Annotated in this window: 10 protein-coding genes and 1 pseudogene; all 11 read left to right on the forward strand. The window is 46.8% G+C overall.

What is annotated here, in order from left to right:
- The first annotated feature begins 35 nt into the window (after nt 1–35).
- Nucleotides 36–359 carry a YbaB/EbfC family nucleoid-associated protein gene (locus tag ICV38_RS03650; RefSeq protein ID WP_215382392.1) on the forward strand — a complete coding sequence of 108 codons (324 nt, stop codon included), beginning with the start codon at nt 36–38 and terminating at the stop codon, nt 357–359.
- A gap of 11 nt (nt 360–370) precedes the next feature.
- On the forward strand, nt 371–985 hold the full coding sequence (recR, locus tag ICV38_RS03655; RefSeq protein ID WP_215382393.1) for a recombination mediator RecR: 615 nt from the start codon (nt 371–373) through the stop codon (nt 983–985).
- Nucleotides 986–1,128: 143 nt separating this feature from the next.
- Nucleotides 1,129–2,535: a carbohydrate porin gene (locus ICV38_RS03660; protein ID WP_215382394.1), complete on the forward strand. Its 1,407-nt coding sequence runs from the start codon at nt 1,129–1,131 to the stop codon at nt 2,533–2,535.
- Nucleotides 2,536–2,724: 189 nt separating this feature from the next.
- Nucleotides 2,725–4,344, forward strand: a complete 1,620-nt coding sequence (locus ICV38_RS03665) for a TolC family protein (RefSeq protein ID WP_251368218.1) — start codon at nt 2,725–2,727, stop codon at nt 4,342–4,344.
- Nucleotides 4,345–4,353: 9 nt separating this feature from the next.
- Nucleotides 4,354–5,655 (forward strand): efflux RND transporter periplasmic adaptor subunit, encoded by a 1,302-nt coding sequence (locus tag ICV38_RS03670; RefSeq protein ID WP_251368220.1) that lies wholly within the window; start codon nt 4,354–4,356, stop codon nt 5,653–5,655.
- Complete coding sequence (locus ICV38_RS03675; RefSeq protein WP_215382395.1) at nt 5,656–8,733, forward strand: efflux RND transporter permease subunit; 3,078 nt, start codon at nt 5,656–5,658, stop codon at nt 8,731–8,733.
- Between the two features lie 2 nt (nt 8,734–8,735).
- Nucleotides 8,736–9,527, forward strand: coding sequence for a 5'/3'-nucleotidase SurE (gene surE / locus ICV38_RS03680; RefSeq protein WP_215382396.1), 792 nt, complete (start codon nt 8,736–8,738; stop codon nt 9,525–9,527).
- A 29-nt stretch (nt 9,528–9,556) separates the two neighbouring features.
- Nucleotides 9,557–10,180 (forward strand): annotated as a pseudogene (locus ICV38_RS03685) (protein-L-isoaspartate(D-aspartate) O-methyltransferase); the annotation flags it as partial.
- A complete protein-coding gene (locus tag ICV38_RS03690; RefSeq protein WP_215382398.1) occupies nt 10,177–10,965 on the forward strand; it encodes a peptidoglycan DD-metalloendopeptidase family protein in 789 nt (262 codons plus the stop codon). The pseudogene ICV38_RS03685 and the gene ICV38_RS03690, both read left to right, overlap by 4 nt.
- Before the next feature lie 23 nt (nt 10,966–10,988).
- The gene (locus tag ICV38_RS03695) at nt 10,989–11,810 is read left to right on the forward strand and encodes a 3'-5' exonuclease (protein ID WP_215382399.1); all 822 of its coding nucleotides are present in this window, start codon (nt 10,989–10,991) and stop codon (nt 11,808–11,810) included.
- On the forward strand, nt 11,803–13,230 hold the full coding sequence (gene rlmD, locus ICV38_RS03700; RefSeq protein WP_215382400.1) for a 23S rRNA (uracil(1939)-C(5))-methyltransferase RlmD: 1,428 nt from the start codon (nt 11,803–11,805) through the stop codon (nt 13,228–13,230). Before ICV38_RS03695 ends, rlmD begins: the two co-directional genes overlap by 8 nt.
- Nucleotides 13,231–13,240: the final 10 nt, after the last annotated feature.

Genomic DNA, 13,240 nt, shown 5'->3' on the forward strand with positions numbered 1-13,240 from the left:
ATTCAGTACTCATTATTCATTAAGGAAAAGAAGCGATGATGAAAGGCGGACTTGCTGGTCTGATGAAACAGGCTCAGCAGATGCAAGAGAAGATGAAAGTAGCGCAAGAGCAATTGGCTGCGCTAGAAGTCACTGGTCAAGCTGCTGGTGGCTTAGTCAAAGTTACTGTCTCTGGCAAATATGAACTCAAGCGTGTGCAAATTGACCCAGGCGCAATGGATGACCGTGAGATGCTAGAAGATTTAATTGTTACTGCCTATACAGAAGCATTTAAGCAAGTAGAAGCAGCAAGCGCGCAAATGATGTCTGGTGCAACCGCTGGCATGCCAATGCCCCCTGGCTTTAAGTTGCCTTTCTAAGTTAGCGTTTCATGGCACGCCAAGAAGCTCCTGCTGATGCACTCGGTCGATTGATCGAGGCATTGCGGGTATTGCCTGGAGTGGGTCCCAAGTCTGCTCAGCGCATGGCTTTTTATTTACTGCAGCATGACCGTAATGGCGCAGCAGTGCTGGCGCAATCTTTGGGTGAGGCAGTGCAGACCGTTGGCCACTGCGCACGTTGCAATACTTTTTCGGAAACGCAAATTTGCAATACGTGTTCTGATGGTCGTCGTGATCCATCACTCCTGTGTATTGTCGAGACGCCGGCTGATCAAGTGATGGTCGAGCAGACGCTCAGTTTCAAAGGCAATTACTTTGTCCTCATGGGTCGCATCTCACCACTTGATGGCATGGGCCCAAATGAAATTCATTTTGATCGATTACTGACCCGTATTGAAAACCCAGACACTGGCGTACCGATTAGAGAAGTTGTGTTGGCAACAAATTTTACGAGTGAAGGCGAAGCCACTGCCCATTACATTGGTGAAGTGCTCAAATCCAAAGGCATTAAGGTCACGCGGATCGCACGCGGCATTCCAGTAGGTGGTGAACTTGAGTATGTTGATGCTGGTACTCTCGCTAGAGCCTTAATGGATCGGCGCTAGTATAAAAATTGCAGTGATGGTAGCCAGTGCTATCTGCAGGCAAAACAACTTGAAGCAACTCAAATCAATAAGACATCTAAATGTCACATAAATGACATATTGTTTTACCTTTTGATTCCTTTAGTAGCCTAGCCTTTTGTCTCATGAATAATCTTTTGCGTCTTCTTTTCGCAGTATCACTCATGCTCAGCTTGCCAGCGATGGCGCAAAGAGCAGGTTCAGGCGCAGACCAAATTTCTAGCATGTCAGGGGATCTTGCTTGGTTACCAACCGAAGGTGAATTGTTTGGTTTGCCAGTCAACGTTCACGGCCAAACCACTTATATCAATCAGCGCTACAACAATTTCACATCAAGCTATTCAGGACAAAATAGTTTGAATGCCCAAAAGTCGATGAGCTACACCTGGTCAGGTACATTATTTTTTGGTGCCCGCATTGCGCCCGACACCGATATTTACTTCAACCCAGAAGTTGTTTCTGGCGTGCCATTTTCAGGTTTAGTTGGATTGGGTGGCTTTACCAACGGTGAAGCGACAAAAGCTGCTGGTGCGCAAGCCCACTTTTATTCTGCGCGTGCTTTTGTTCGTCAGACGATCAATCAAGAGGGCGATAAAGTTGTTCTAGAAAATGATGCCAACCAGATTACTCAAACAGTGAGCAGTAATCGCGTGGTACTGACTGGTGGTCAGTTTTCTACTTTAGATATTTTTGACGATAGTAAATACGCAAAAGATCCCCGTATTCAGTTTATGAACTGGGGCAATATGACTTATCTCGCGTATGACTATTCGGCTGATGCGCGTGGCTATAGCTGGGGCTTAGCGGGTGAGTGGTATTTGGATAATTGGGTGCTGCGTGCCTCCCGCATGCTTGCGCCCAAGACCCCAAATGGCAAAGATCTCAATTGGCAGATCTTTAATACTTATGGGGATCAAGTTGAAGTCGAGCGCCAACATCAAATTGGCGACCTTCCTGGTAAGGTCAGTGTCTTAGCCTATCGTAACCGCATGATTCTGGCGCGCTTTCAGGATGCCACTAATTATGTGATTGCCAATAATGCACAAGGCACACAAGCTATTAATAATGTACGCACCAATTACCAATACAAAACGGGTGTGGGTATCAATGGCGAGCAGGCTCTCACAAAAGACCTTGGTATTTACGGTCGCGCCTTTACTTCGGATGGTCATACCGAGACCATGTCATTTACTGAAGCGGATAACTCGATCTCTGTGGGTATGAGCTTAAATGGCGCAGGCTGGACTCGCCCTAATGACACCCTAGGAGTTTCGGTGATGCAAAACGGCCTATCGAGCTTTCGTAGAAATTACTTGCAAGCAGGCGGTGTGTCTTACTTTATTGGTGACTATGCAGGACCATTGCAGACCATTAGCTATAGCCCAGAGCGTATCGGCGAGATTTACTACAACACCTTGTTAGTAAAAAACGTTCTACTCGGTGTGAACTTTCAGCACATTAATAATCCAGCCTATAACTCTGCCCGCGGACCCGTAAACATTGCCTCTTTTAGGGTCCACGCTGAGTTTTGAGGCTTTGGCGGGGCGGGTTAGTCAATATTATCTTTAAAATCAAAGGGATAGGAGTTGTCAATAATTCGACTTTTACCTTTTGTAGCCTATAATCCTGTAAACCCTCTCGTGCAGGTCTGTTGCTTACTAAAATCTGCATTAGAGGCTAAAAAAACAGCATTTTTATTGATTTAGAGGCAGCCGCTTTTGGTGATCTACGGCACACGGACAACTCGCGTAACAATTGTTATCAACAGTATTGTTGTTGCAGCGTTGACCTCTTTTTCTGGCGCAGTGTTTGCGCAAGCAAATAGTAATCTGGTCACTGAGCAGGACGGCACAACGAATGCTGTGCAGGCTGGTGTCGCGCTAAATACCACGGCACCTATTGATGCTCCGGTTGTAGAAAAGTCTGGCGCTAGTGTGACGGTGCATTCTGGTAATGCCTATGTCTATTCTTCTCTAGCCGCGCCACCATCGGTTGTAGGGCAAGCTTCTATTGGCGCGCAACTTGCCAGTCAAGAAAAGCCCCTGAAAGCTTCAGATGCATTAGCCCCAGTCACTAAAGCAAATACGCCCAAGATTTACACCAAGGCAATTGCTTCTGGTCCAGTCGAAATGGATTTGCGTCAACTGTGGAATGAACTCAAGATCAATAATCCACAGCTCGCCTCTTTGCGTGAATCGTACATGTCTGCCAAAGCAACAGTGCCGCAAATTGCCGCGCCAGCAAATCCTCAAGTAGGACTCGTTTGGTCAGGGATGCCAGTAGGTTCACCACTAGCACTTGGTACTGCCGGCAGTAACCCTGCCTATAGTAATAACAACGCTATCTCGATTGCGCAGCCGTTTCAGTTTCCTGGCAAGAAGAGTTTGGCTGCAGAGATTGCCGATACCAATGCAGAAGCCTTGCTAGCGCAATCCGAATCGACATACTTGCAGTTGGGTGCGCAACTCTCTACCTTATTCTACAGTGCATTGGCTTCTCAAAAGCAATTGCAAGTCTTAAAAGAATCCGTCGTACGCCTTGAGATGATTAAAAACGTAGCGAAAGCACGTTATTCAAATAACGCTGCTGCTTATGTTGAATACCTTAATGCGCAAGTTGCGCAAAGCGCTGCTCAAGCCGATCAATTTAATTTAGAGCGTCAGTTAGAAGTTGCTATGAACAGTATTAATACCTTGGTGGGGCGGCACTCTCGCGAAAAACTCATTCTCAAAGGTGATGTACGTCGCTCGATGAATGCCGTGCCTACCCTAGTAGAGCTTGAGGACTACGCAGAATCGAGTCACCCTAGTTTGAAGAGCTCTGCTCTGCAGTTAGATGCTGCGCGTAAGGGCGTCAGCTTAGCCAAGAAAGCTTACTTGCCTGACTTTCAGGTGATTGGCTCTTCGTATACGCCACGCGGACCGTTTACTTCTAATAATGGTGCTCTGTACTACCAGTTTGAGTTAGACCTCATCATTCCTTTGTATTTTTTCACGAAAGAAAAATACGGTGTAGAACAGGCACAGCGTAACCAAGCTTCTGCAGAGGCTAGTGATATTTCCAATCGTCAACAAATAGTCTTGGCAGTAAATTCAGCCTACGCTGCATATCAACAAGCCAAAACTGCAGCCAATTTTTTAAAGGACCGTCAAGTTCCTCAAGCAGACGCTGCGTATAAAGTAGGCCTTGTGCAGTATTCGAATAATGGCCAAGGATTTAATGATTTATTGACAGCCCAAACCCAGTTGCGTAATTTGGAAGTGCAATTGGCTTTGGCTGAGGCAAACCTTCTGCAAGCTCAAGCAGTATTGCTTGTGACTGCTGGAAAAGAACCTTTTTAAGGAGTTGTTTTGAAAGACAAGCTCATCCATCTATATCAACGCTTAAAAGAGATTGCCAATCGTCTCAAAAAGGCGATTAATCCAGTGTTGACTGAAGCACAAAAGTTAGAGGCGCAACTAAAAGCGCGCGCTCAAGCGAATACCAACCGGATTCATACTGCTTATTGGGCGCTATCTCCTGAGGCACGTGCGCGCATTCGGATGGTGTTGCTGTGTAGTTCTTTGATGATGTTCGGTATCGTCATTGGCTTATTTGTGAACATCAATCGTCCTGTGAAGTTTGACAAGATGGCCAAGACCTTAACGATTGAAAACACTGGCGCAATGGAGCTCAAGCTTCCAGGCGTGCAGCTCAATCCGAGCATCTATGTATTTCAAGAAGCGCAAAAAGTGGCAGTACCTGTCGAGCTCAAGGTTCCTGGTCGCCTAGCCTTTAATGCTGAAAAATCTAAAGTACTTTCTGCCAGAGCGCCAGGTAGGGTTGAGCGTATCTATGCCTTTGATGGCGCGCAAATCGAAGTAGGTTCACCGATTATTGAGCTCTACAGCCCGGAGTTCCTCTCAGCACAGCAAGAATATTTACTCTCCTCTAAGACTGCTAGGGTGCTTGAGGGCAATAAGACCATGAGTGATCTATTGGGTGATGCCCAAATTACCCAGCAAGCTGCCGCAAACAGAATGCGTAATTTAGGGGCTAGTGATGGTGACATCAAAGCCTTAGAGAGAAGTGGCAAAACCCAATACAACTTGGTGATGCGTTCTCCACTGCAAGGGGTGGTGGTCAAGCGCGCTGTTGATCCAGGCTCGATTGTCAATTCTGGTGATGTATTGGCAACGCTGGCTAACCCCAAAGAACTCTGGTTTTTAGGCAATATTTACGAGCAAGATATTCGCAAGATTCAAAAAGGGCAGACCATGATTCTGCGTTCTGAGTCTTACCCTGATAAAGAATTTGTAGCGACTGCCAATTACATTGCCCCTACGATTGATCCTGAGACCCATGCGCTTCTCATTCGCTGCGATGTTGAAAACCCAGATGGCTTGTTGCGTCCTGACATGTATGTCAGCGCCCGTTTGAAGACAGGCGAGGCTGAAGCGGTAGTAGTGCCGCAAACCGCAATTGTGAGAGTACGTGAGACGCGTTACGCCATCATTAAGACTGGCAAAGATTCTTTTCGTAGATTTGCTGTGAAGGGATACGACCTAGATGGCAAACGTTTTGCCGTGACTGAAGGCCTAGAGCAGGGCGTGATGGTACTTACTGATGGCGCGGTCTTGTTAAATGAACGTTTTGCCAAGCAGGAGGAATAATTGAGTTTCGTAACCTCCTTCATTCGGGGAGTATTAGACAAGCGCGTCATCATCTTGATCACCGCAGGGGTCTTGCTCGTCCTCGGCGCGTTTAGCTTAAAACAATTACCGATTCAGCCTTACCCTGGTGTAGCACCGCTGACCATTCAGGCAATCTCACAATGGCCTGGTAGAAGTACTACTGAGGTAGAACAGCAAGTCACGATTCCAGTTGAAAACGCCTTGGCTGGTATACCGGGTGTGAAAGCGTTTCGTTCGGTGTCACTCTTTGGCTTATCGGTTGTCACTCTTAAGTTCAATGACAATGCCGACCCTTTTAAAGTTCGCCAAATATTTATTGCTAACTTAGGTAATGTTGCATTTCCACCTGGCGTTAGTTCAAGTATTAGTCCAGACTCCGATGCTACTGGCGAAATCATGCGCTACCAAGTGGTCTCGGAATATGCATCACCAACCCGTCTGAAAACTTTACAGAACTATGAGATCTATAAAGAGCTCAAGCAAACCCCTGGTGTAGCTGATGTTTCCTCCTTTGGGGGCAAGATTCGGCAGTATCAAGTGATTGTCAGCCCCGAGAGCTTGCAATCCAAAGGAGTAACAGTTCCTCAATTGGTTGAAGCTCTGTCTAAAGCAAATGACAACACGGGTGGCGGCTTGTTGCCTAGTGGCGAGCAGCAGTTTGTTGTGCGTGGCGTTGGTTTATTAAGAAATATTGAAGATATCAAGCAAGTCGTTATTGCGGTAAATAAAGGTGTACCCGTTCGTATTGGTGATGTTGCCACTGTACAAATTGGTAATGCACCTCGTTTAGGTTTATTTCAGTTCGACACCAATCCTGATTCAGTAGAAGGCGTAATCTTCTTGCGTCGTGGTGAAAATGCCTCTGAAGTCTTAGCACGCGTGCGTGAAAAAATTACCAACATTAATGACCATATCTTGCCACCTGGCATTCAGGTCAAAACGTTTTATGACCGCCAAGTACTTTTGGATATCACGGTAGGCACTGTGAAGCACACCATGTTCTTTGGTATCACCATGGTCTTGGTATTGCTCTACGTATTCTTGGGTAATCTGCGCGCAGCGGCAGTGGTAGCAGCGGTGATTCCGCTGGCACTGTGTTTTTCATTCATCATGATGTACATCTTTAATGTGCCTGCCAATCTCATCTCATTGGGTGCGATTGACTTTGGTGTGATTGTGGATGCGGCTGTGATTATTACGGAAAACGTGATGCGCCATATGGAAGAGGGCGGTAAACGCGTTAATCAAAGCATTATTTTGGCAACGAGTGAAGTGCAACGTGCCATGATTTACTCAACGAGCATCATCATTGTGGCGTACTCACCATTATTCTTAATGGGTGGCGTTGAAGGCATCATCTTCAAACCCATGGCCTTTACCATGGGCTTTGCCTTAGTTGCCTCCATCATTTTGAGTTTGACCTTCTTGCCCGCTTCGATGTCTTATGTCTTTGGCGAAAACTTTCACCATGCGCCGCCGAAATTCATTACTTGGATGCTCGAGCGCTATCGTCCTTTATTACGCAGATGGATGGATCATCCGCGTCACGTGATTGCAATTTCTGTTTTTATTTTAGGAGTTACTTTATTAAGTGCAACTCGCTTAGGAACTGCCTTCTTGCCAACCTTAGAAGAGAATAATATTTGGTTGCGCGTGACCTTACCTAATACTGTTGATCTTGATTACTCCATTAGAGTAGCCAACCAGCTGCGTGAGATTTTCTTAAAGCAACCAGAGTTAGAACGTGTTGCTGTCCAGATTGGTCGCCCAGATGATGGCACGGATTCAACCGGTGTATTTAACCAAGAGTACGGTTTGTATTTGAAGTCGCCAGAAAATATGCCAAAAGATAGCAGCAAGCATCTTTTGATTAAGCACTTACAGGCTGAGCTCGATAAGATTCCTGGCATCAATGTCAGTTTCTCTCAGTACATCCAAGATAACGTGAATGAGGCGCTGTCCGGAGTTAAGGGAGAGAACTCGGTCAAGATCTATGGATCAGATTTAGAGGTTCTGGCACAGAAGGCGCATGAAGTTGTGACACAACTTAAAAAAGTGCGCGGCATCGAGGATGAAAATATTCTCAAAGAGTTAGGTCAACCAACGCTGAATATTCAAATTGATCGTGAGAAAGCCGCGCGCTTTGGTGTGAACGTCAATGATATTCAGACCGTTGTTGCCAATGCTATTGGTGGCGCAGCAGTAACGAACTTTTTAGAAGATGAAAAGATCTTCGGTATCGCTGTTCGTCTGAATGAAGCTAGTCGCAATGACATTCCTGATGTTTCTAATCTGTTAGTCGATACACCAAATGGTCAAAAAGTACCATTAGCTATGGTCGCTTCGGTAAAGCTAACCGACGGACCGTTCTTTATTTATCGTGAAGCTGGCAAGCGCTACATCGCTGTTATCTTTAGTGTGCGTGGTCGTGACTTGGGTAGTGCTGTAGAGGACGCCAAATTCTTGGTTGAAAGAAATGTGGCCTTGCCTACCAACTACACCATTGCTTGGGATGGACAGTTCAATCAGATGAAAGCAGCACAACAAAAGCTCATGGTCATTATTCCTTTAACACTAGTAGCTATTTTCTTGCTCCTTGTTACGGCCTTGGGTAATTTCCGCGATGCTGTAATTGTGCTGATCAATGTACCGTTTGCTGCAATTGGTGGTATTTTTGCGCTGCATCTTGGTGGCGAGACTTTGAGTATCTCCGCTCTGTTTGGATTCTTATCCCTGTTTGGTATTGCGATTCAGGACGGTGTGATTCTAATTTCTTATATTAATAAGACCGTAGCCGAAGAGCATGGCGCCATGAAAGATGCCATGGTCGATGGCGCCTCCTTGCGTGTACGTCCCGTATTAATGACGGCGATGTTAGCGGGTTTAGGTCTTTTACCTGCCGCCTTGTCGCATTCGATTGGTTCAGAAGCGCAGCGCCCATTAGCTTTGGTGATTGTGGGTGGCATGGTGACTACAACGATTTTGACCTTATTGGTATTACCCGTGATTTACGCTGCCTTAAGATCACGCGGCGTTAAAAAAGCAGGGCTCGCTTAAGCATGTCAAAGCAACCCCATATCCTAGTATCCAATGACGATGGCTACCTGGCCCCTGGTCTTTTAGCCCTAGTCAATGCAGTGCGTCCTTTAGGTCGCATTACGGTGATTGCGCCAGAGCAAAATCATAGCGGCGCTTCTAACTCGCTCACGCTGTCTCGGCCATTGTCGATTCATCGCGTAGCTGGTGGAGAGCGTGATGGTTTCTTCTTTATTAATGGCACGCCAACGGATTGTGTGCACGTTGCCATGACGGGCTTCTTGGAAGACAAGCCAGACTTAGTCATTTCTGGGATTAACCAAGGCGAGAATATGGGCGAAGATGTGCTGTATTCCGGTACGGTTGCTGCAGCAATAGAAGGCGTCATGTTTGGTGTGTCTGGTATTGCTTTTTCTCAAATTGATCGTGGTTGGAATCGCATTGAAGATGCTGCCAAAGCAGCGCATGATGTTGTAGCGCAGATGTTGCAATCAAGTCTGAACCACAACCATACCGATGGCAATGCCACGCTATTAAATGTCAACATTCCTAATCGCCCGTATGCCGATTTACACCGCTGGCGCGTCACCCGTTTGGGTAATCGCCATCACTCACAGCCAGTAGTAGTGCAAGATAGTCCACGCGGCGAGAAGATTTATTGGATCGGCGCAGCAGGAGACGTCAAAGAGGGTTCTGAAGGTACTGACTTTCATGCCATCAGCGAAGGCTGTATTTCGATTACCCCAATGCAATTGGATTTAACGCATCACGCCCGCTTAGCAGCAATGCGTGCAAATGGTTGGGACCGCGGTTGAAGGCACCCACCGAGCGATTCGCAGCCTACCGGCAAGCATTAGCAGCAAAAGTTCATGCTGGGGGCGTGAAGCACGGTAAAACTTTAGAAGCGATTGCCACTGTTCCACGGCATGCATTTATGGATGCGGGTTTACATGCCCAAGCTTACGAAGATACGGCACTGCCCATTGGACATGAGCAAACCATTTCTAAACCATCAGTAGTGGCGCGCATGATTGAGTTGCTTCATAAGCCAAAGCACCCTTTGGGTAAGGTATTAGAGATTGGCACAGGCTGTGGTTATCAGGCAGCGGTTCTCAGTTTGCTGGCTGACGAAGTTTATTCCATTGAGCGTATTCGTCCTTTGCATGATTTGGCCAGAGCAAAGCTGCGTCCATTTCGGATTAATAATCTGCGCCTGATTTATGGTGACGGCATTTTGGGTCTGCCACAAGCTGCGCCATTTGATGGAATCATTCTGGCTGCTGCTGGTTTGGGTATTCCGGATGCCTTACTGGATCAATTGGCGATTGGTGGACGCTTGGTAGCCCCGGTTGCTAAAAATGAAAAAGAGCAGCAGCTTGTAGTTGTGGAAAGAATGAGTTCCCAGCGCTATCAAAGGACTGTCCTGGACGAGGTCTTTTTTGTCCCCTTACAATCAGGGGTAGTATGAAATCCTCCGCAAATTCCATGACGAATCTATCCAAAAGTCTTCTGCTTGCAACCCTATCAGCATCCTTGATGCTCCTAGTAGCATGCTCGACGCCTCGTACAAAACCAGCGAGCGTCTTTGATCGCTCCGGTGGATCTGTTTCTTATGAGCCAGCGCCTCCTGGTTACTATCGTGTGAAAAAAGGGGATACCTTAGCCCGCATTGCCTTAGATCATGGCCAAGCGCCGCGTGATGTAACGCAGTGGAACAAAGACGAAAATCCCAATTTCAATCCGAATGTGATTGAAGTGGGCGATTTGGTTTTGATTAAGCCACCAGCAAGCACCAAAGCAGCAAAGCCAGTGGAAAAGAAATCTACTCTCAGCGTAGAGAAAGCGGATGCACCAGCACAAGCTGAATCTGCTAAGTCTGAAGTGGTGGCAGAGCCAGGCATTCGCTTATCTTGGCCAGCCAAAGGTAAGGTCACTGGTGAATTTAACGAAACCAATAAAGGTATCGATATTGCTGGCAAAGTTGGCGAGCCTGTATTGGCCGCTGCTGATGGCAAAGTCGTCTATGCCGGCAATAGTTTGCGTGGTTATGGCAATTTAGTTATTGTGAAACATGACAATACGTATCTGACCGCCTACGCACATAACAGCAAGCTCTTAGTTAAAGAGGGTGATAGCGTGCGCAAGGGTCAGAAGATTGCGGAAATGGGTGATACTGATGCCAATGCGCCAAAACTGCATTTTGAGTTGCGTGTGAATGGCAAACCAGTCAATCCAACACCATACTTGCAGTAAGCCGTACCCCAAGTTAAGAGCCTATGGCCACCGTTCTCGTCTTTGATATTGAAACGATTCCTGATGTAGCAGGCTTGCGTCGTCTCGAAGACTATCCCGATTCCATGACTAATGCAGAAGTTGCAGCCAAGGCGATGGCCGAGCGCGCAGCAAAAACCGGTAGTGAGTTTCTACCATTGTTCTTACAAAAGATTGTTGCTATCTCTTGTGTCATTCGTAGAACGACAAAAGAAGGTGCGCCCCAAATTAAAGTGGGAACCTTAGGTACGCCAGAAGATGATGAGAAGGTCTTAATTCAGGCATTCTTTGATTTGGTTGAGAAGTACACGCCACAACTCGTTTCATGGAATGGTAGCGGTTTTGACCTGCCCGTTTTGCACTACCGAGCGCTAGCCAATTTCGTTCAAGCGCCACGTTATTGGGAAATGGGTGAGAGCCAAGAGGCCGATAGCCGAGACTTTAAGTGGAACAACTACATCAGTCGTTATCACATGCGTCATCTTGACATGATGGACCTTCTAGCCAAATTTAATGGCAGAGCCAACGCACCATTGGATGGTCTTGCAAAACTCTGTGGCTTTCCAGGCAAGATGGGTATGGACGGCAGCCAAGTTTGGCCAGCATATCAAGAAGGCAAGATAAATGACATCCGTCGTTACTGTGAGACTGATGTTGTGAACACTTATCTCATGTATTGCCGTTTTCAATTGCTGCGCGGTGGTTTCTCATTAGCGGAATATCAAGAAGAAATTGATTTTGTAAAAGCTTATTTAGAAAAAGAAGCCAAAGAGCCAAACGGTAGTCAGTGGCAAGAATATCTCCAAGGTTTTGCACCGGATGCGTAGAGGCGACAAGCCAGTCAATATTGAAGTGACTGAGCCAGTAAGAGTTGAAGCGCTTGATTTAGATGCCCAAGGTATTGCCCGCTTAACCCCAAACGAAGAAGAGTTAGCGCAAGGACAGAGCGGTAAAGTCATTTTCATTAAAGGCGCGCTACCTACAGAGCTCGTCACCTACACCATCACCAGCGATAAAGCCCGCTTTAGTAAAGCGAAGTTACGCGAGGTATTAAAGCCTGCAGTATTTCGGGCGGAGCCCAAGTGCGCAGCCTTTGGGGTATGTGGTGGTTGCACCATGCAGCACTTAGATATTCGGGCGCAAGTCGCCATGAAGCAGCGCGTGCTCGAAGATGATTTGCATCACATCGCCAAAGTAAAACCAGAAGAAATTTTGCGTCCGATGGGTGGGCCTGCATGGGAATATCGTCATCGTGCCCGTTTGAGCGCCGTTAATCGCTCGATCAAAAAAGGCACAGTTCTCATTGGCTTTCATGAAGGTAAGAGTGGTTATGTAGCCGACATGTTGGCCTGCGAGATTTTGCCTAAGCATGTATCTGATCTATTACCGGAAATGCGAAAATTGGTGATGGGTTTATCGATTGTCGATCGCATGCCCCAAATTGAGATTGCGGTTGGTGAGCCAGAAGATCCAAATTCGGATGACCCCAAGAAAAACAAGCCCGTCACCGCGCTAGTGTTCCGTAATCTTCAGCCCTTAACGCTAGCCGATGAAGTGCTCATGCGATCCTTTGCTGATCAGCATCAGGCGTGGATTTGGCTGCAGCCCAAAGGCATTGAGACGGTAGCCCCTTTTTATCCAGAGACAGGCAAGCTTTGTTACCGCTTGCCTGAATTTGAAATTGAGATGCCATTTAAACCTGCAGACTTTACGCAGGTTAATCACATGATGAATCGCTCACTGGTGAGTAGGGCAATTCGCTTGTTAGAAGTAAATGAATCAGATCGGGTGCTCGATTTATTTTGTGGCATTGGTAACTTCACCTTGCCACTCGCTAGAAAAGCAAAACAGGTTCTAGGAATTGAAGGTTTAGCAACGCTCACAACCAGAGCTAAACAAAACGCAGAACATAATGGTTTGCAAGATAAGGCAAGTTTTATGCAAAGCGATTTGTTTGAAGTTACTACCGAGACGATTGCCTCATGGAGTAGAGCAGAGCGCTGGTTAATGGACCCGCCACGTGAGGGCGCTATGGAAATTTGTAAGTCACTGGCAGATCTACATCTGCAGAAAAGTGATTTGCTCCCACAGCGTATTGTCTATGTGTCTTGCAATCCCAAAACTCTGGCCAGAGATGCTGATATCTTGTGTCACCAAGCTGGCTACACCCTCAAAGGGGCGGGTATTGTGAATATGTTCCCGCATACATCCCACGTTGAATCCATGGCGGTTTTTGACAAGACTTAGACTTCTGATA

It is taken from the genome of Polynucleobacter sp. MG-6-Vaara-E2, from assembly GCF_018687695.1.
GTDB lineage: Bacteria > Pseudomonadota > Gammaproteobacteria > Burkholderiales > Burkholderiaceae > Polynucleobacter.